General features: G+C 68.8%; 18 protein-coding genes. 11 read left to right on the top strand and 7 right to left on the bottom strand.

Annotated elements, in window-relative coordinates; translation table 11 throughout:
- Positions 1 to 2: 2 nt before the first annotated feature.
- Genes cydB through KVT32_RS10990 form a run of 3 tightly spaced genes read left to right on the top strand, consistent with a single transcriptional unit; the run spans position 3 to position 2,584 of the window.
- Complete coding sequence (gene cydB / locus KVT32_RS11000) at positions 3 to 1,010, top strand: cytochrome d ubiquinol oxidase subunit II (RefSeq protein WP_217618185.1); 1,008 nt, start codon at positions 3 to 5, stop codon at positions 1,008 to 1,010.
- Positions 1,010 to 1,147: a DUF2474 family protein gene (locus KVT32_RS10995; protein WP_217618184.1), complete on the top strand. Its 138-nt coding sequence runs from the start codon at positions 1,010 to 1,012 to the stop codon at positions 1,145 to 1,147. The genes cydB and KVT32_RS10995 overlap by 1 nt, the downstream gene beginning before the upstream one ends.
- Positions 1,148 to 1,174: 27 nt before the next feature.
- Positions 1,175 to 2,584, top strand: a complete 1,410-nt coding sequence (locus KVT32_RS10990) for a PLP-dependent aminotransferase family protein (protein ID WP_217618183.1) — start codon at positions 1,175 to 1,177, stop codon at positions 2,582 to 2,584.
- 14 nt (positions 2,585 to 2,598) lie between these two features.
- On the opposite strand, the gene KVT32_RS10985 is transcribed toward KVT32_RS10990, so the two are convergent.
- The 7 genes from KVT32_RS10985 to KVT32_RS10955 all read right to left on the bottom strand — a co-directional run bounded on the left by KVT32_RS10985 (position 2,599) and on the right by KVT32_RS10955 (position 9,142).
- Positions 2,599 to 3,180: a WG repeat-containing protein gene (locus KVT32_RS10985; RefSeq protein ID WP_217618182.1), complete on the bottom strand. Its 582-nt coding sequence runs from the start codon at positions 3,178 to 3,180 to the stop codon at positions 2,599 to 2,601.
- Between the two features lie 85 nt (positions 3,181 to 3,265).
- The gene (locus KVT32_RS10980; RefSeq protein ID WP_217618181.1) at positions 3,266 to 4,243 is read right to left on the bottom strand and encodes a tripartite tricarboxylate transporter substrate binding protein; all 978 of its coding nucleotides are present in this window, start codon (positions 4,241 to 4,243) and stop codon (positions 3,266 to 3,268) included.
- Between the two features lie 74 nt (positions 4,244 to 4,317).
- Positions 4,318 to 5,559 carry a tricarballylate utilization 4Fe-4S protein TcuB gene (gene tcuB / locus KVT32_RS10975; RefSeq protein WP_063956789.1) on the bottom strand — a complete coding sequence of 414 codons (1,242 nt, stop codon included), beginning with the start codon at positions 5,557 to 5,559 and terminating at the stop codon, positions 4,318 to 4,320.
- Positions 5,546 to 6,961, bottom strand: coding sequence for an FAD-dependent tricarballylate dehydrogenase TcuA (tcuA, locus tag KVT32_RS10970; protein WP_062839952.1), 1,416 nt, complete (start codon positions 6,959 to 6,961; stop codon positions 5,546 to 5,548). The genes tcuB and tcuA overlap by 14 nt, the downstream gene beginning before the upstream one ends.
- 77 nt (positions 6,962 to 7,038) lie before the next feature.
- A complete protein-coding gene (locus KVT32_RS10965) occupies positions 7,039 to 7,965 on the bottom strand; it encodes a LysR substrate-binding domain-containing protein (protein ID WP_175156113.1) in 927 nt (308 codons plus the stop codon).
- A 3-nt stretch (positions 7,966 to 7,968) separates the two neighbouring features.
- Positions 7,969 to 8,667: a glutathione S-transferase N-terminal domain-containing protein gene (locus tag KVT32_RS10960; RefSeq protein ID WP_056325154.1), complete on the bottom strand. Its 699-nt coding sequence runs from the start codon at positions 8,665 to 8,667 to the stop codon at positions 7,969 to 7,971.
- Positions 8,668 to 8,710: 43 nt separating this feature from the next.
- Positions 8,711 to 9,142, bottom strand: a complete 432-nt coding sequence (locus tag KVT32_RS10955; RefSeq protein ID WP_217618180.1) for a hypothetical protein — start codon at positions 9,140 to 9,142, stop codon at positions 8,711 to 8,713.
- A 181-nt stretch (positions 9,143 to 9,323) separates the two neighbouring features.
- On the opposite strand from KVT32_RS10955, the gene KVT32_RS10950 reads away from it, so the two are divergent.
- The 8 genes from KVT32_RS10950 (at position 9,324) to KVT32_RS10915 (ending at position 18,800) form a co-directional block, all read left to right on the top strand.
- Positions 9,324 to 10,763 carry a hypothetical protein gene (locus KVT32_RS10950; RefSeq protein ID WP_254636847.1) on the top strand — a complete coding sequence of 480 codons (1,440 nt, stop codon included), beginning with the start codon at positions 9,324 to 9,326 and terminating at the stop codon, positions 10,761 to 10,763.
- Between the two features lie 57 nt (positions 10,764 to 10,820).
- Complete coding sequence (locus KVT32_RS10945; protein ID WP_152382640.1) at positions 10,821 to 10,985, top strand: hypothetical protein; 165 nt, start codon at positions 10,821 to 10,823, stop codon at positions 10,983 to 10,985.
- 145 nt (positions 10,986 to 11,130) lie between these two features.
- The gene (locus KVT32_RS10940; protein ID WP_217618179.1) at positions 11,131 to 12,351 is read left to right on the top strand and encodes a CaiB/BaiF CoA-transferase family protein; all 1,221 of its coding nucleotides are present in this window, start codon (positions 11,131 to 11,133) and stop codon (positions 12,349 to 12,351) included.
- A gap of 18 nt (positions 12,352 to 12,369) precedes the next feature.
- Complete coding sequence (locus tag KVT32_RS10935; RefSeq protein WP_370458339.1) at positions 12,370 to 13,167, top strand: enoyl-CoA hydratase/isomerase family protein; 798 nt, start codon at positions 12,370 to 12,372, stop codon at positions 13,165 to 13,167.
- 11 nt (positions 13,168 to 13,178) lie between these two features.
- Positions 13,179 to 14,402 (top strand): CaiB/BaiF CoA-transferase family protein, encoded by a 1,224-nt coding sequence (locus tag KVT32_RS10930; protein WP_152382642.1) that lies wholly within the window; start codon positions 13,179 to 13,181, stop codon positions 14,400 to 14,402.
- A complete protein-coding gene (locus KVT32_RS10925; protein ID WP_217618178.1) occupies positions 14,399 to 16,750 on the top strand; it encodes an acyl-CoA dehydrogenase in 2,352 nt (783 codons plus the stop codon). The genes KVT32_RS10930 and KVT32_RS10925 overlap by 4 nt, the downstream gene beginning before the upstream one ends.
- 46 nt (positions 16,751 to 16,796) lie before the next feature.
- On the top strand, positions 16,797 to 17,768 hold the full coding sequence (locus tag KVT32_RS10920; protein ID WP_152382644.1) for a tripartite tricarboxylate transporter substrate binding protein: 972 nt from the start codon (positions 16,797 to 16,799) through the stop codon (positions 17,766 to 17,768).
- Positions 17,769 to 17,837: 69 nt separating this feature from the next.
- Positions 17,838 to 18,800 carry a LysR family transcriptional regulator gene (locus tag KVT32_RS10915; RefSeq protein ID WP_056325137.1) on the top strand — a complete coding sequence of 321 codons (963 nt, stop codon included), beginning with the start codon at positions 17,838 to 17,840 and terminating at the stop codon, positions 18,798 to 18,800.
- The last annotated feature ends 6 nt before the right edge of the window (positions 18,801 to 18,806 follow it).

The following is an 18,806-nucleotide window of genomic DNA, read 5'->3' as shown; positions in this document are numbered from 1 at the left end:
CCATGGGTGTGGATCTTGCATTGATATGGGCCGTCGTCATTCTGTTCGGCGTGATGATGTACGTCATCATGGATGGCTTTGACCTGGGCATCGGCATCCTCTTTCCGCTGGTGACGGACCCGGAGGAACGCGACGCGATGGTCAACACCGTCGCCCCCGTCTGGGACGGCAACGAGACCTGGCTGGTACTGGGCGGCGCGGGCCTGATGGCGGCGTTTCCGCTGGCCTACTCGGTGATCCTCAGCGCGCTGCACCTGCCGCTGGTGTTCATGCTGCTGGGCCTGATTTTCCGCGGCGTGGCGTTCGAGTTCCGCTTCAAGGCCGACGCGCATCACCGCCCGCTGTGGGACAGGGCCTTCGTCCTGGGCTCGGTGTGCGCCACGTTCTTCCAGGGTGTCACGCTGGGCGCGTATATCGAAGGCATTCCGGTGGTGGGGCGCGCGTACAGCGGCGGCCCGTGGGATTGGATCAGCCCGTTCTCTGTCTTCACCGGCGCCGGCCTGGTGGCGGCGTACGCGCTCCTGGGCTGCACCTGGCTCATCATGAAGACCGAAGGCCGGCTGCATCGCCACATGTGCCGCCTGGCGCGCCCGCTGACGCTGGCGCTGCTGGCGGTCATCGCCGTGCTGAGCGCGTGGACGCCGTTGGCGCAACCGATCATCGCGCAGCGCTGGTTCAGCCTGCCCAATATGTTCTGGTTCTTTCCGGTGCCGTTGCTGGTGGCCGCCGCGGGCTTCGAACTGATGCGCCGCGTCAAAGGCGCCCCAGCGGCCGGCCCGTTCGTGCTGTCGTTGGCGCTGGTGTTTCTGGGCTACACCGGCCTGGGCATCAGCATCTGGCCGGCCATCATTCCGCCGGGCGTGTCCATCTGGGCGGCGTCGGCGCCGCCGCAGAGCCAGGGTTTCGCGTTGGTCGGCGCCCTGGCGATCATTCCGATTATTCTGATGTACACCGCCTGGTCGTATTACGTCTTTCGCGGCAAGGTGCGCACTGGCGAGGCCTTTCACTGATGAACGCATCCCCCGCTTCCTCGTGGCGCTCGCGCCTGCTGTGGCTGGCGATGATCTGGGCGTGCAGCGTCGCGGCGCTGGGCGCGGCGGCCGGCGCGCTGCGGCTTGTCATGCGCGCGATCGGCATGTCCGCCTGAACCCGCCTCACGCATCCGGATGCCGACATGAAGCGCTATGAACGCCTGACCGAAGAAATCACCGCCTCGATCCTGTCCGGCCTGCTGCAGGTGGGCGACCGCCTGCCTTCAGTGCGGCAGACCAGCGCCAGCCGCGGCGTCAGTCCGTCCACCGTGTTCAAGGCCTACTACCTGCTGGAAGCGCGCGGCCTCATCCGCGCGCGCGACCGGTCGGGCTATTACGTGCAGCGCGCGCCGCGCGCCGCATTGCCCGAACTGGACAGCGTGTCCAGCGCCACTGCGGGCCGCCATCCGGTGGACGTCAGCGACAACGTGCTTCGCGTGCTGAATGCCACGCTGCGCCGCGACATGCTGCCGTTTGGCTCGGCGTTTCCCAGCCCGTCCTTGCTGCCGTACAGCCGGCTGGCACGCTTCATGGCGGCGACGCTGCAGAAGCTGGATCCGTGGGGGTCCATCGATGACCTGAGCCCCGGCGACGCGGCGCTGCGGCGCGCCATTGCGCTGCGCTACCTGGCCGACGGGCTGACCGTGCCCGTGGACGAGATCATCGTCACGAACGGCGCGCTGGACGCGCTGAACCTGAGCCTGGCGGCGGTGACCCGCCCCGGCGATGCCGTGATCGTGGAGTCCCCCACCTTCTATGCCGCGCTGCAATCGCTGGAACGCAACGGCCTGCATGCCATCGAAGTCGCTACGCATCCGCGCGTGGGCATCGATCTGGACGCCCTGGAAGACGCGATCCTGCAGCACCGGCCGCGCGCCTGCTGGCTGATGACGACGTTCCAGAATCCGCTGGGCAGCCTGATGCCCGACGAGAAAAAGGAAGCGCTGGTCAAGCTGTTGACGCGCCATGACGTGGCGCTGATCGAAGACGATGTGTACGGCGAACTCTATTTCGGCGAGTCCCGCCCGCGGCCCGCGAAGGCCTTCGACACCGAAGGCATCGTGATGCACTGCGCGTCGTTTTCGAAGACCCTGGCGCCGGGGTACCGCGTCGGCTGGGTGGCGGGTGGACGTTACACGCGCCAGATCATGCGCAACAAGCTGACCACCAGCCTTGCCACCCCCGCCCCCACGCAGGCGGCCATTGCGGCCTATCTGGAAAAAGGCGGTTTCGATCGCCACCTGCGGCAGTTCCGGCAGGCGCTGGCGCTGCAGCAGGGCGAACTGCTGCAAGCGGTGGCGCGCTACTTCCCGAAGGGCACGCGCGCCACGCGGCCGGCCGGCGGCTACTTCGTCTGGGTGGAATTGCCCGCGCACATCGACACGCTGAAGGTGCACCGCGCCGCGCTGGACCAGGGCATCAGCATTGCGCCGGGGCCGCTGTTTTCCGCGACGGGCGGGTTCGGCAACTTCCTGCGCCTGAATCACGGCCATCCGTGGAACGACGGCATGGAGCAAGGGATGGCGACCTTGGGCAAACTGCTGGCCGGCTGACGGCGGGCGTTCTTTCAGCGTTGCGCCGCCTTGCGCTGCGCCTGCATCTGCGCCCGCAACGAGATCGCATCCGGCCGCATGGGCAGCGCCAGCCGGCCCTGGCGGTCGATGGCGCCCCATTCTCCGCCCGTCACGACGCTGTGTTCGCCGTCGCGCGTGCGCTCGATGCGGCAGCCCTTGCAGACCGCGGCCAGGCCGCCTTCGAAGCGGTCGACCCAATCGTAGGGCGTGGCCAGCACGCGGTTGAGCTGCTTGTCGTAGTAGGCCATGCCGCCGGCCCAAGGACCGCGGGTGAGGCCTTCCTCGAAGTCGTCGGCGCTGTTGTCGAACGTGACCACGGCCACGGCGCGTCCGTCGGGCCGCACCCAGTGCCACGAGCCGTTGGCCGTGGCGGGCGACAGGCCATCGTCGCCGAAATCCATGCGCGCCAGCACGGCGGGCCGGAACTCGACGCTGTCCTTCGTGGCGCGGGCACAGTGCTCGACGTGTTCCAGCGAGCCTTGCGCCTGCCTGTCCGCAAAGAAGCACGCGAGGTCGTATTCAACGGCGTGGCCCGGGGTGAGAGCCAGCGAGGTCAGCAGGGCGGCGATCAGCATGCGGGGCATCCTAGCATGGCGCCCGCGTGCCGATCGGCATGCTCGTCGTCGGGAAAAAAGCGGCCCGCGGGGACCGCCCTGCCGGTCAGTTGGCCGTGGCGCCCGAATCCTTGACCGCCTTGGCCCAGGCCGCCATCTCGGTCTGGATGAATTTGCCGAATTCCGCCGTGTTCACGCCGGAGGCGCGCGCGCCCTCCTCCATCAACCGCTGCTTGACCTCGGGCGCCGCCAGCGCGCCGGTCAGCGCCTGGTTCAGCCGCGCCACCACCGCGTCCGGCGTGCCGGCCGGCGCGACGATGCCGTGCCAGGACACCGCCTGGAAACCGGGCAGGCCGGACTCGGCCATCGTCGGCACGTCGGGCATCGCGGACGAGCGCTCGGGCGAGGTCACGGCCAGGGCGCGCAGCGATCCTGCCTTCACGTGCGGCAGCACGCCCGGAATGGTGGTGAACATGAAATCGATCTGGCCGCCGATGAGATCCGTGATGGCGGGGCTGCCGCCCTTGTAGGGCACGTGCGTGAACTGGAGCTTGGCTTCGCTCTTGAACATCTCGCCGGCTAGATGCCCCGGCGTGCCGGCGCCTGCCGAGCCCATGTTGGTCTTGTCGCCTTGCGAACGGATGAAGGCGATGAGTTCCTGCACGTTGCCGGCCTTGACGTTGGGACCGACGACCAGCACGTTGGGCACGGTGGCCAGCAGCGTGACGGGCGTGAAGTCCTTGCCCGCGTCGTAGGAAACGCGCGAATAGAGCGACGGGTTGATGCCGTGCGTGCTGGCGGTGGCCAGCAGCAGCGTGTAGCCGTCCGGCGCGGACGAGGCCACCTGCTTGGCGGCGATGGTGCCGTTGGCGCCGCCCTTGTTGTCGATCACGATGGTCTGGCCCAGCGTCTTGGCGGCTTCGGCAGCGACGGTGCGCGCCAGGATATCGGACGTGCCGCCGGCCGAATGGGGCACGACCAGCGTGATCGGCTTGGCGGGATAGGTTTGCGCCATCGCCGCAGGCAGGGCGGGCGTCAGACAGGCGGCCAGCGCGCAGCGCGCCAGCAAACGAGTGCGGAACATTGATGTCTCCAGGGTTGTGGCCGGCTGCGGCGCCTCGTGCGGGCGCCGTCAGGCTGGCGATAAGGCCGGTCCGGTCAGTCCGAACCGAGCTGCAGCTTGTTGGGCTGGCGTTTCTCGATGGACCACTTCAAGAGCGCGGCCGAGCGGTAGATGCCATGCGCGAACTTGCCGTAGGGCAAGGTCAGAAACAGCGCCATCACGACGCCCAGGTGGATCGCCAGCAGCAGCGCCATTGCGCTGCCGTCGCGGCCGGCCAAGAGCGCCAGGCCCGTCGCGCTGGTCAGGAACAGCAGCACGATGAAGCCACGGTCCATCGGCTTTTGCGCCGCGTCGCCCTGTAGCGGATGACGCTTGACGTTCAGCCACAGCAAGCCGGCCGGCCCGATCAGAAGGCCAATGCCGCCCGCGGTGCCCAGCAGCACGGGCGCGCTCAGGATCGGATACGGCGCCTGCTGGCCCAGCAGATAGTGGTACAGCGTGGCGACACAGGTGGCCGCAAAGCACAGCATGAAACCGTAGAACGTGAAATGGTGGAACCGCCGGCGCCACAGCGTGAAGGCATCGTCGGCGTTGTTGCAGCCCTTGCCGTGGCCGCCGTCCAGGTAGCGCAACCGCAGCGCGTCGTGCGCCGCCTCGGCCACCGCCGCACCGGAGGCCGCCCCCGGGCTGACGTTGCGCCAGAAGCGGGTCACCCCCACCGCCAGCGCCAGCATCGAAAAGCCGAACACCACGCCGAACATCAGCGCCAGCGTGTTGTGCGGAAAGACGGCGTAGAAGTTGCCGGCCATCGGTTCATGGAAAAGGCCACCCGCCATCACCACCGCCAGCACCAGGAACAGCGCCAGGCCTGCGGCCGTGGCCAGCGACAGCGCCAGGCCATTGCGCTTGTACAACGTGCCCAGCGCGGCGGGCCACGCGTAATCGGTGTACGTCTGCATCCGCACCTTGGCCATTGCCTGCGGCACGTTGACGGCGAATTCGTGCGGCGGCGCGTATTGGCACGCGTGCAGACAGGCGCCGCAGTTGTGGCACAGGTTGGCCAGGTAGTTCAGGTCCGCCTTGCCGAATTCCAGGCGGCGGGTCATGGCGGGAAACACCGCGCAGAAGCCTTCGCAGTAGCGGCAGGCGTTGCAGATCTGCATGACGCGCGCCACTTCGGTTTCGTCGCCGGTCAGCGTTTCGGTCAGCGGCTTGGCGCCCCGGGCATGAAAGCGCACCGGCTGCTCGGCCGGGGCCGCGGGCTGGGCAGGCGTTGAACCCGTCTGACTGCTGGAAAAGGACTGCGCCTCGCGGGCCAGGGCTTCAAGCTGCTTCATGGTGTGCTCCCGCATGTTTCTGGCTGAGCGCCGCCGCCGCGGCGCGGGTGCCGGCAATGCGGCCAAATGCCGTGCCGATGGACATGCCCACCCCGGCGGTATAGCCCTTGCCCAGCACGTTGCCGGCCATCATTTCGCCGGCGACAAAGAGGTTGCCGCTGGGCGTGTCGTTGAACCGGACCGCGGCGGTGTCGTCCACCTTCAGGCCCAGGTACGTAAAGGTGATGCCGGGGCGCAGCGCATAGCCGTAGAACGGCGCGGTGTCGATCGGCCGCGCCCAGTGCGTCTTGGCGGGCGTCACGCCTTCGGTATGGCAGTCGTCCAGCGCCGTGTGGTCGAACTTGCCCACGCGGCAGGCGGCGTTGTAGTCGCCGATGGTCTTGGCGAAGGTGGCCGGATCCAGGCCCAGTTTTTCGGCCAGTTCGGGCAGCGTGTCGGCTTTCACGCCCGGAAACACGGGCGGCATGAAGCGGCCGATTGCCTTGGCGTCGATGATGGAATAGGCGATCTGGCCGGGCTGCATGGCGGTCAGGCGGCCCCAGATCGCGTAGCGCTTGGGCCAGAAGTCCTCGCCTTCGTCGTAGAAGCGCTCGGCGTCGCGGTTGACGACCACGCCCAGCGACACGCAATCGATGCGCGTGCAGATGCCGCCATCGTACAGCGGCGCGCGGGCGTCGATGGCCACGCAGTGCGATTGCGAAGGATCGCCGATGCCGTCGGCGCCGGCATCCAGCATGAACTTGAGCAGCACGCCCATGTTGAAGCGCGTGCCGCGGATCAGGAAGTTGTCGGCCGGCCACTCGCCGCGCTCGTTCTGGCCCCAAGCCTCGCGCAGCCATTCGCGGTTGGACTCGAAGCCGCCCGCGGCCAGCACACAGGCGCGGGCCTCGATGCGTTCGGCGCCGATGCGCGCGGCCACGAAGCGGCCGTTGTCCAGCTCCAGCGAATCGACCGGCGCGTTGTAGCGGACCTGTACGCCCAGCGCTTCGGCGCTGCGGTAATAGGCATTGACCAGCGCCTTGCCGCCGCCCATGAAGAACGCATTGGTGCGGGCCACGTGCAGCGCGCCCGACAGCGGCGGCTGGAAGTTCACGCCGTGGCGGCGCATCCAGTCGCGGCAGGTGGAGGATTCGCGGATGACCAGCCGCGCCAGGTGTTCGTTGGTCTGCCCGCCCGTCACCTTGAGCAGGTCCTGCCAGTATTCTTCTTCGGGATACGCGTCGATCAGCACGTCCTGCGGCGCATCGTGCATGCAGCGCAGGTTGCGCGTGTGCTGCGAGTTTCCGCCCCGCCATTCCTTTGGCGCCGCTTCCAGCAGCAGCACGCTGGCGCCGGCTTCGCGCGCCATCAGGGCCGCGCACAGCGCCGCATTGCCCCCACCAATCACCAAGACGTCAACCATGCCATCTTCCCCAGTTCAAGGGGCAGACTCTACGCAGGGGCGCGGCGCTGCGATATCAGGCGGGCGTCAACGGGTGTTCACGATTCGTGAAGAGTCACCACCGCCCATTTGCCCTCCCGCGCCAGGGTGCGGGAGACATCGGCCATGACCAGGCGGGCGGCCAGCGCCGCGGGCGACAGCTCCTCGTCCGACAGGCTGGCGAGCAGGTTGGAGCGAAACAGGTGGGCATCGTCGATGCGCGCCATCTGCAACTGGCCGGGCGCGATGCGCGCGGTGGCCGAGCTGGGCTGGATCGTGGCCGCGCCGCCCTGCCGCACCACGTCCATGAGCAGCGACAGGCCGTCGACCTCGGCCACCACCCGGGGCGTGCGCCCCAATTGCTGGAACGCGTTGTTGACCAACGCCCGCAGGCCGTGGCGGCCGCTGGGCAGCACCAGCGGCAGGTCGGCAATTGCCTCCAGCCGCGTCGTGTCGCCAAACGGCGCGCCGGGCATGTCGGGCCGGGCGAACAGGAACAGGGGTTCGTCCAGCAGCGGCATCACGCTCCAGCGGCGCGCGGATTCGGCGTGGAACACGATGGCCAGGTCCAGCAGGCGGCCGTTGAGCATGTCGGTCAGATGCCCGGACAACGCCTCGACCAGGTGCAGCCGGATATCGGGGTAGCGCTCGTTCATGGCCTGCAGGAACGGCGCCCCCAGCACGGCGGCCGTGGTGGACGGCAGGCCGACGCTGACGTGGCCCGCCAGACGCGCCTGCTGGGCCGCCTGGACGGCGTCGTCGGCGTGGCGCAGGGCCAGTTGCGCCTGCCGGAAGAACGCCAGCCCCGCGTCCGTGGGCACGACGCCGCTGGCGCTGCGCTGCAAGAGGCGCGTGGACAGCTCGCCTTCAAGGCGGCTGATCTGCTGGCTGAGCGCCGAGGTGACCATGCCGATCGACATGGCCGCCCGGCCGATGCTGCCTGCCTCGACCACCCGCACAAAGTAACGAAGCTGGCGCAGTTCCATGGGTCAGCCCGGGATGGTCAGTCCCTTGGCGACCGCCGGGCGCGCAACGAAGGCGTCCAGCACGCGCGCGACGTTCTTGAACGACGAAAAGCCGACGAGATCGCCGGCGTCGTAGAACCCCACCAGGTTGCGCACCCAGGGAAAAATCGCGATATCGGCGATGGTGTACTGGTCGCCCATCACCCAGTCGCGCCCTTGCAGGCGCTGGTCCAGCACCGTCAGCAGGCGCTTGGACTCGTCGACGTACCGGTCGCGCGGCCGCTTGTCCTCGTAGTCCTTGCCCGCGAACCGATGGAAAAAGCCCAGCTGGCCGAACATCGGCCCGATGCCGCCCATCTGGAACATCACCCATTGCAGCGTTTCAAAGCGTCCGGCCGCGTCGGCAGGAATGAACTGGCCGGCCTTGCTGGCCAGGTACACCAGGATCGCGCCGGACTCGAACAGGCCCAGCGGCTTGCCGTCCGGCCCGTTCGGGTCGAGGATGGCCGGAATCTTGTTGTTCGGGCTGAGCGACAGGAACTCGGGCGTGAACTGATCCTTGGTATCGAAGGCGACACGGTGGACCTCGTAGGGCAGACCCGTCTCTTCCAGCATGATCGACGCCTTCACGCCGTTGGGCGTCGGCAGCGAATAAAGCTGGATGCGGTCGGGGTGCTGGGCGGGCCACTTCTTGGTGATGGCAAAGTCGTCTAGGGAGGACATGCGGGGTTTCTCCGGGGCAGGCGGGGGTTGGGTGACGACAATCCTAGCGCAAAACCCGGTGCAATCCCCACCGCAGCGCGGTTGCCGCCACCGCAATGAGCAGCACCATGGGCCATTGCGCCAGGAACAGCTCGCGTGTCGCCTCGCCGGGTGCCCAGGTGTTGCCAAACACTTGCGGTGACGGCGGCGCCAGATACAGGGCAACGAGGGCCGCGGCAAAGGTCGCCAGCAGGCGCCAGGGCGTGGATCGCCGCAGCCGGGCCGGGCGCTCGGCCAGGATCAGCACGATGACGCCCGCCAGCCCCGCCAGGACGGCCTCGGCGTAGAAGTCGCGCACACCGTACAGATAAGGCGCGACGGGGACGACCCAGCCATAGGCGCCGGTCGTCAGCACGGAGGTCAGGCAAGCGCCGAACAGCGCGGCGGCGAAGGACAGGAGAAGCAGGTCGAGGGTTCGCGCTAGGAGTTTGGGCATGAGCGGATGGCGGCAAAGACGTGGCGGGAGAATGCCATACGTTCCTGCCCAGCGCCGGGTGGGGCGTGAAACAGGTTTGTGATGCACAATCCGCCTCGCGCCCGCAAGGCGGCGCCCTGCCCCGCAGGTCACCCCCATACCGCCGTGGCGTCCGCCGCGCCCGGCGCCACTGGCAGTCTCCATGAAGCACCCGCAGCAACGTTCCGGACAACCCGCCACTTTCCATCGCCGCCTGATCCCGGCCCGCGCAGATTGGCGCATGGGGGCCGCGGCGTCATGCCTGGCCGCCGCAGCGTGGCTGACCGGTCCGGCCGCGCACGCCGCGGGTCAGAACACCGCGCAAGCGGTATCCGGCACCCCGGCGGCGCCGGCGGCTGACACCCTGCGCACCACGCGCAGCCTGACGCTGACCCTGTGGGATGGCAAGCGGCGCGCCGCCCCCGCGCCCCACACGCCGTACCGCGCCTTCGTCACCGGCAAGGACGACGCCATCCTTGATACGCCTTCCGGCGACGGCATCCTGCACGGCGTCACCGATGGCGAAGGACGCACGGCGCCTATCCGCACGACGCTGCCGCACGCGGAGGACGACTTCACCCTGATCCGCCGCATCGGGGATGGCCCGTGGGGCCACTTCTTTCAGCTGCACAGCAGCGGCTCCCCCGAGCCCTTGCCCGGCTGGCCGTACATCATGACCATGCGCCAGCGCTGGGGCGAAGCCTGGGTGGACCTGGGCTACACCAACCGCCAGGGCGCGACGGCCTACTTCAGCCACGACGTGCCGGCCGGCGCGATCTCGCTGCACATCGACGCGCAAGTCACGCGCGACGGGCCGTGCTTTGCCGAGCTGGACGCCGTCAACCGCGCGTTCGCCCGGAACGACGCCGAGGGCGCCCGCGCCCTGATCGACGGCATGCGCTGCACCCGCAGCGCCGACCAGAAGCTGGACCTGGCGCGGCTGCTGCTGGCCGCCGGCCAGCCCGGCCTGGCGCGCCATTGGCTGCTGCAGGCACGCCAGCGGCCATTTCCGGACATGTTCAAGCCCGTCGACCCGGGCGAGCGGCGCAAGCGGCTGGAAGTGGCGCGCCTGCTGGGCATGCCAGATCTGGTGTTGCAGGAGTCGAACGTCCTGCAGGACCTCGCGGCAGGCAAACGCGGCGCGCGTGCCGCCGGCGCGGTGGACCTGGCGAACAACACGGCCTACTACCTGGCGGACTTCCCGGACTACCTGCCGCAAGCCGAGGAGCAGGCCCGCCGCTCGCTCGACCGCGTCGGCCCGCGTCCGTACAACCAGGGCACGCTGGGGTGGATTTTGGCCCTGCGCGGGCAGACCGCCGATGGCCTGCGCCTGATGCACACGGCGTACCGCGACCTGCCGCGCGACGAGGAGATGGTGGCCGACTACGGCCTTGCGCTGTGGCGTAGCGGGCAACGGGACCAGGCCACGCGGCTGTGGGACGAGGCGCAGCGCGAATGCGTGTGGGGCGTGCGCATGCACGCCGCCTTGCGGGAGGCGGGATACCCGCACCCGTACTTCCTGCCCGCCGATTCCGATGCGGTGAACGACTATCGCGCACGCTGCGCGAAACCGCGGATCAAGGCGAAGACGGCAGGCCTATAATCCTGCCCATACGCTGCGAGTAACGCGCCTGCTGAGGGGCAGCCGCAGGAGACCTTTATGAAATCCTTCCCGACGCGCCTGCTTTCTCTCCTTGCCGCCGCCCTGCTCCTGGCCGGCTGCGGCGCCGGCCCCGGCGGACCGCCCCACCCCGGCGCGGTCAATCCCTACAGCACCGGCGGCTTCCGTGACGCGGGGCCAAACTATCCCGATACCGGCCGCTGACGCCGCCGCACCCTCCCGCCGTGCTGGACACCTTGCCACCGCTGTGACGGCCCGAACCGCATAACAGCTTTGCGCCCGCGGGCCCCTCCCGCGGCGCCCGCCAACTCCTAGACTGCCTGCACATACCGCAGTCAAGGAGAAGGCTTTGCAGCCGCTGTTATCGAATCTCAAAGTGCTGGACCTGAGCCGCATCCTGGCCGGTCCGTGGGCCAGCCAGATCCTGGCCGACCTGGGCGCTGACGTCATCAAGGTCGAGCGGCCAGGCCAGGGCGACGACACGCGCACCTGGGGCCCGCCGTTCCTGAAGGATGAAGACGGCCAGGACACCCGGGACGGCGCCTATTTCATTGCCACCAACCGCGGCAAGCGCTCCATCACGCTGGACCTGCAGACGCCCGAAGGCCAGGCGCTGGTCAAGGACCTGTGCCGCGACGCGGACGTGGTGCTGGAGAACTACAAGGTCGGCACGCTGGCGCGCATGAGGCTGGACTACGAGTCGCTGTCCAAGATCAATCCGCGCCTGGTGTACTGCTCGGTCACCGGCTTCGGCCAGACCGGACCGCGCGCCGCCGAACCCGCGTACGACTTCCTGATCCAGGCGATGGGCGGCCTGATGAGCGTCACGGGCGAACGCGACGACCGCCCCGGCGGCGGCCCCCAGAAGGTGGGCGTGCCGATCGTGGACCTGACCACCGGCGTGTACGCCGCGCTGGGCATCGTGGCCGCGCTGTTGCGCCGCGCGCAGACCGGCAAGGGCGAGTACATCGACGTCGCCATGCTGGACGTGCAGGTGGGCCTGCTGGCCAACCAGGCCATGAACTTCCTGCTGGGCAACAAGGTGCCGCGCCGCACCGGCACCGCGCACCCGAACATCCAGCCGCAGCGCACGTTTGCCTGCGCCGACGGCGACATCGTCATCGTGGTGGGCAACGACGGGCAGTTCGCCACGCTGTGCGAGATGCTGGGCAAGCCCGAACTGGCGCAGGACCCGCGCTACATCACCAACAGCCAACGCGTGCGCAATCAGGACACGCTGGATCCCGTGCTGGACGCCATCTTCGCCACCCAGCCGCGCGCCCATTGGCTGGCCGCGCTGAAAAAGGCGGGCGTGCCGGCGGGGTCGATCAATACCGTGCCCGAGGTCTTCGAAGACCCGCAGGTCGTGCACCGCGGCATGCTGCGCCGCCTGCCGCATCCGGCCGCCGGCTCGGTGCCGCAGGTGATGAACCCGCTGCGCTTTGGCAGCTCGGCGCTGCGCGCCGATGCCGCGCCGCCGCTGCTGGGCCAGCACACCGCCGACGTGCTGGCCGAGCTGGGCCTGTCCGCCGAGCAGATCCAGGACTATCGCGACCGCAAGATCATCTGAACAACAAAGGAGAGAGACATGAGCATGCCGGAGAACCTGGCCGGGCCGTACACGGCGCTGGACGTCGCGATCGCCGACGGCGTTGCCACCATCCTGCTGGCCAACCCGCCCGTCAACGCGCTCAGCACCGAGATGATGAACGAGCTGTCCTGGGTGCTGGACCGCATTTCGGAAACGCCCGAGGTGCGCGCAGTGGTGCTGTCGGGCCAGGGCAAGACGTTCTGCGCGGGCGCCGACCTGAAGAACCGCGCGGCCACCATCAAGGGGCCGGGCGACCTGCCGCAACACTCGCGCCGCACGCGGGAATGCTTTCATGCGATCCGCGAGTGCGCCAAGCCCGTGGTGGGCGCAATCAACGGCGCAGCGCTGGGCGCGGGGCTGGCCATCGTGGCCTCGTGCGACATCCTGATCGCCGCCTCCACCGCGGTCGTGGGCCTGCCGGAAATCAACGTCGGACTGCTGGGCGGCGGCCGCCACGGCATGCGGCTCTTTGGCCACTCGCGCCTGCGCCGCATGATGCTGACGGGGCTGCGCGTGGACGGCGACGAACTCTACCGGCTGGGCATCGTCGAGGCCAGCGTCCCTGCTGAAGCACTGATGGACCGCGCAATGGAACTGGCGCGCGAGTTGGCCAGCAAGAGCCCGCTGGCGTCCGTGCTGGCCAAGCAGACGCTCAACGCCATCGAAGACATGAGCCTGCGCGACGGCTACCGCTACGAACAGGACATGACGGCGGCCATCGCCAAGACCGAGGACGCGCAGGAGGCGCGCCGCGCCTTCCTGGAAAAGCGCGCGCCGGTGTTCCAGGGCAAATAACGGGAGCCGCCATGACCAGTGCATTGGAAGGCGTGAAGGTCCTGGACCTGAGCCGCGTGTTTTCCGGGCCGTGGGCTGCGCAGATGCTGGCCGACTTCGGCGCCGAGGTCATCAAGGTGGAGCGCCCCGGCCGCGGCGACGACGTGCGGCACCAGGGCTATCCCATGCCGGACCGCGACGGCAAGCCCAGCCGGGAGACCTCTTCGTTCGTCGCGATGAACCGCGGCAAGAAATCCGTGACGCTCGATATCTCGCGGCCCGAAGGCCAGGCGCTGGTGCGCCAGCTTGCGCAGAAGGCCGACATCGTCATCGAGAACTTCAAGGCGGGTGACCTGAAGCGCTACGGGCTGGACTATGCCTCGCTGTCGGAAGTGAATCCGCGGCTGGTGTATTGCTCGATCACCGGCTTCGGCCAGACCGGCCCCTACAGCCATCTGCCGGGCTACGATCCGATCTTCCAGTCCATGAGCGGCCTGATGAGCGTGACGGGCGTGCCGGATGGCGAGCCCGGGGCGGGACCGGTCAAGGCGGGCTATTCCGTGTCGGACCTGACCGCGGGCTTTTATGCAGTGGCGGCCATTCTTGCCGCGCTGCGGCACCGCGACCAGATCTCCGGCGTGGGCCAGCACATCGACCTGGCGCTGCTGGACGCGCAGATCGCGGCCATCTCGCACATCGGCATGAACTATCTGGCCAGCGGCCAGCTGCCCGCCCGCATGGGATCGGCCTCGCAGATCACCGCGCCGTTCCGCGCCTTCGAGTGCCGCGATGGGCACCTGATGGTGGCGGTGGGCAACGACTCGCAGTTCCGCAGCTTCTGCAACGTGATCGGCCTGCCCGACCTGGCCGCCGATCCGCGCTTTGACACCAACCCCAAGCGCGCCGCGGCGCAGGCCGATCTGTCCCGCCAGATCGAGCCGGCGATGCTGGCGCGCACGGTGGCGGACTGGAACCAGGCGCTGGCAGCCGCCAATGTGCCCTGCGGGCCGATCTACACCATGGATCAGGTTTTCGAGGATCCGCAGGTGCGGCATCGCGAAGTACTGGGCAGCGTGACGCATCCGGCGCTGGGCAGCATGCCGGTTGTGCGCAATCCCATTCATTTTTCCGGCACGCCCATCGCACTGGGATTGCCGCCCCCCATGCTGGGCGAGCACACGGCCGACGTCCTGCGCGCCGAGCTGGGCCTGACCGACGCGGCGATCGCGCAGCTGCACGCCGAGGGCATCGTATGAGCGCCGCCGACCACGAACTGATCGAGGAAATCCGCGACAGCGCGCGCGACTTTCTGCAGCGCCGCAACCAGCGGCAACGCAAGCGCCGCACCCCGGGCGGCGATCGCGCGTACTGGCAGGAGATTGCCTCAGTCGGCTGGCTGGGCATGAGCGTGCCCGAAGCGCTGGGCGGTCTGGGACTGGGCTGGCACGCGATGGCCGCCGTGCTGGAGGAAGCGGGCCGCGCCCAATTGCCAGAGCCCCTCGTCGGGGCGGGCGTACTGAGCACCGCGCTGCTGGCGCGCATCACCCCGGCGGGCGATGCCGCCGTTCGGGACGCGTTGCTGCAAGCCTTGTGCGCCGGTGAAAAAGTGGTGGGCCTGGCCTGGCAGGAAACCGAAGGGCAGCTTGAGGCCGGCGAATCCGCCGGGGCGTTCGGCGTCACGTTCACCGCGCGCGAAGGCGCCTATGTGCTGAACGGCGAAAAGCGCCACGTCGTCCCCGGCGCGGACGTGGACGGCTGGCTTGTCACGGCCGATGGCGAAACGGGGTCTGCGCTGTTCCATCTGCCCGCCGGCACGCCCGGCGTCACGGTGCGGACGCACGAACGCGCGGACGGCTCGCCGGCCTGCCATCTGACGATCGAGTCCGCGGTGGTTGGCGGCGAGGCGTTGCTGGCGCGCGAGGGCGTGCTGGACGCGGTTGACGAGGCGCTGGACTACGGCCGCCTGATGCAGTCCGCGGAACTTGTGGGCATCGCGCGGCAGGTGCTGGCCGATTCGGTGGCCTACCTGAACACGCGCAAGCAGTTCGGCCAGACGCTCTCGTCGTTCCAGGCGCTGCAGCACCGTCTGGTGGACGCGACCCTGCAGGTCGAGCTGGCGTCCAACAGCCTGCTGGACGCGTTGAACGCCCTTGCCGCGGCGCCGGGCGACGTCAAGGCGCGCAAGGCGGCGGCCAGCCGGGTCAAGGCCCGCGCCGCACGCGCCGGCATCGACGCGGCGCGGCTGGCCATCCAGCTGCACGGCGCCATCGGCTACACCGACGAATGCGACGTCAGCCTGTATTTCCGCAGCGCCCTGCACCTGGCCGCCTGGCTGGGCAACGCCACGGCGCATCGCCAGCGTTATGGCGTGCTGGCAGCCGACCCGGCGCCGGAGACGGACGATACGGCGGAGGATGCCGCCGACGGCAACGACACCACCGATTTCCCGCGCGACGCAGATTGGAACGCCATGCCGGAAGCGGCGTTCCGCAAGCTGCTGCGCCGGTTCTTCCGCGCGCATTACCCCGATCACCTGCGGCACGTGCCGTGGCGGCTGCATTGGGACGAGATCAAGGCGTGGTACTTCACCTTGTCGCGACAAGGCTGGATTGCGCCGTCGTGGCCGCGCGAGCATGGCGGCATGGCGCTGTCGCCCGCCCGGCAGATCGCGTTCATCGAGGAAGCCGAACGCTACGGCGTGGCGCGCGCGCCGGACCAGGGCCTGGTCATGCTGGGTCCCATCCTCATCCGCTACGGCACCGAGGCGCAGCGCGCGCGGTTTCTGCCGGGCATCCTGTCCGGCGAGGCGGTGTGGGCGCAGGGCTACTCGGAACCGGACGCTGGATCCGATCTGGCCTCGCTGCGCTGCGAGGCGGTGATCGACGGCGACGAACTGGTGGTCACCGGCCAGAAAACCTGGTCCACGCTGGCGCAGGACGCGACGCACATGTTCATGCTGGTGCGCACCGACAAGACCGTGAAGAAACAGGCCGGCATCAGCTTCCTGCTGGTGGACCTGAATAGCCCGGGCGTCAGCCGCCGGCCGATCCGCACGCTGTCGGGCCACGAGGAGTTCTGCGAGGTCTTCTTCGACCAGGTCCGCGTGCCGCGCGGCAATGTGGTCGGCGAACTGAACGCGGGCTGGGGCATCGCCAAGGCGCTGCTGGGGTTTGAGCGCCTGTTCAGCGGCAGCCCCAAGCACGCCAGCCACGCCCTGCAGCAGATCTTCAGCCTGGCGCGCCAGCGCGGCCTGCTGGCCGATCCGGCGTTCACCGACCGGCTGGCCGAGTTGCGGCTGGACAGCGCCGACCTGACCGCGATGTACCGCGTGTTTGCGGACATGGCCAAGGCCGGGCGCCCGCTGCCGCCGGAACTGTCGCTGCTCAAGATCTGGGCCACCGAGACGCACGAGCGGCTGGGCGCCCTGCTGATCCAGATCGCCGAGGAATACGGCGGCGCGGCGATGCGCCTGGGCTATGGCAATGGCGGCGTGCAGGCGCTGGCGCCCTACGTCAATGCGCTCGCGGCCACCATCTTCAGCGGCACCAACGAGATCCAGCGCAACATCTACGCCAAACAGGTTCTGGGCCTGCAAGGCGCCTGACAATGACAACGCGCCGGCCCGAGCCGGCGCAACCGGAGAGAGACACATGAAAAAAGCAACCGTACTGGCGGTGGCGGCAATGATCCTGGGCGGCGCCGCCGCGCCCGCCGCCCACGCGGCCCAACCTTGGCCAAGCCAGCCGATCCGGCTGATCGTGCCCTACCCGCCCGGCGGCTCGGTGGACAACCTGGCGCGCCTGCTCGCCCCGTCGCTGGGCGAGCGCCTGGGCCAGACCATCGTGATCGAGAACAAGGCCGGCGCCAGCGGCACCATCGGCGTGGACGCCACCGTGCGCGCCACGCCCGACGGCAATACGTTTGGCTTTGGCGTGCCGGGCGCCATCACCGGGCTGCCCCACGTCATGAAGGTGCCGTACGACGTGTCCAAGATCCAGTACGTGTCGCTGGTCGCGCGCATTCCGCAAGTGATCATGGTCAACCCGTCATTGCCGGACACCACCCTGGCCGCCTTTGTCGACAGCGCCAAAAAGCACCCCGGCAAGTACAACTACGGCTCGGCCGGCAACGTCACCACCCCGCACCTGGGCGGCGAACTGCTCAAGCAGCAGACCGGCATCGACATCATGCACGTGCCCTACAAAGGCGCCGCGCCCGCGGTGACCGCGCTGCTGTCCAACGAGGTGCAGATGTTCCCCGGCGACGCCTCGGCCGCGCTGGGCTTCATCAAGGCGGGCAAGCTGCGCGCGCTGGCCGTGGCCAGCCCGGAGCGCTTCGAGGGCCTGCCCGACGTGCCCACCACCAAGGAGGCCGGCTTTCCCGGCATCGTCGTGGAATCCAACTACGGCGTCATCGCGCCCACCGGCACGCCCAAGGACATCGTGGACAAGATGTCGGACGCGATCGCCAAGTCGCTGGCCGACCCGGTGCTGCGCCAGAAAATGATCGACCAGGGCGCCATCCCCGTCGCGACGACGCACGACGCCTATCGCGCCTTGATGGAGGCGGAATCGAAGAAATGGGGCGAGGTCATCAAGCGCGGCAAGCTGGGTTTGCAATAACGCCATGCCCGCACGCTTTTGCCGTACGCTTATGCCGATTCCACCGACTGCCGACCTGCGCCATCGACCATGCCATCCGCAAAAGCCACGGGCCTGAGCCTGGACCTGACCGCCGACCTTCACAAATGGCGGGCCTTCCTGGCCATCGCGGAACTCGGCAGCATCACGCGCGCGGCCTTGTACCTGGACCAGGACCAGTCGGTGCTGAGCCGCCGCATCAATGCGCTGGAACGCGAGTGCAATGCGCGGCTCTTTAACCGCACCGGGCGCGGCGTGAACCTGTCGGAAGTGGGCGAGCGCCTGTTCCCGCTGGTGCAAACGCTGCTGGGCGACGCCGAACGGCTTGAGCTGGAACTGAACGGCGAGGCACGCGAACCTGCCGGCGAGGTCACGCTGGGCCTGTTGCCATCGACCGCGCACCCGCTCATCCGCCGGCTGTTTTCGCGGCTGCGCCAGCAGTTTCCCAAGGTGCACTTGAAGATTCTGGAAGGCTCCAGCGGCCAGATCGAGGAATGGCTGACCGACAGCCGCGTGGACATCGCCATCCTATACCGCTACGGCGACAAATGCCCGCCCGGCGAGCAGGCGCTGGCGTCCGTGGACTCTTACCTGGTCGGCGCGGCGGGCGATGCGCGCACGCAGGCCGGCGAAGTCACCTTCGATCAGCTGGACGGGCTGCCGTTCATCCTGCCCGGCGCGCCCAACGGCCTGCGCAACGCGCTGGACGGCCTGGCGCGGGCGCGCAAGATCACCATCGCGCCCCTGATCGAGGCCGACTCGCTTCCGCTCATGAAGTCCATCGTCGAACACGAGAAGATGTACACCGTGCTGCCGCTGCACGCCGTCTGGCAGGAGGTGCAGGAGGGGCGCTTGAGCATCGCCGCGCTGCGCGACCCCACGATGAGCCGCATCATCTCGATGGCGTTCTCGCGATCGAAGGGGCCCGGACGCACGGTCACGGAAGTTGCCACGCAGATCGAGGCGCTGGTGCGCGAGATCGGCGGCGAAGGCGTCTGGCACGCCAGCCCGTAAGCGGCG

Source organism: Achromobacter sp. GbtcB20, assembly GCF_019091095.1.
Taxonomy (GTDB): Bacteria; Pseudomonadota; Gammaproteobacteria; order Burkholderiales; family Burkholderiaceae_B; genus Achromobacter; species Achromobacter mucicolens.
Note: the sequence above shows the minus strand (reverse complement) of the source record. Positions and strands in the feature narration are given on the sequence as shown.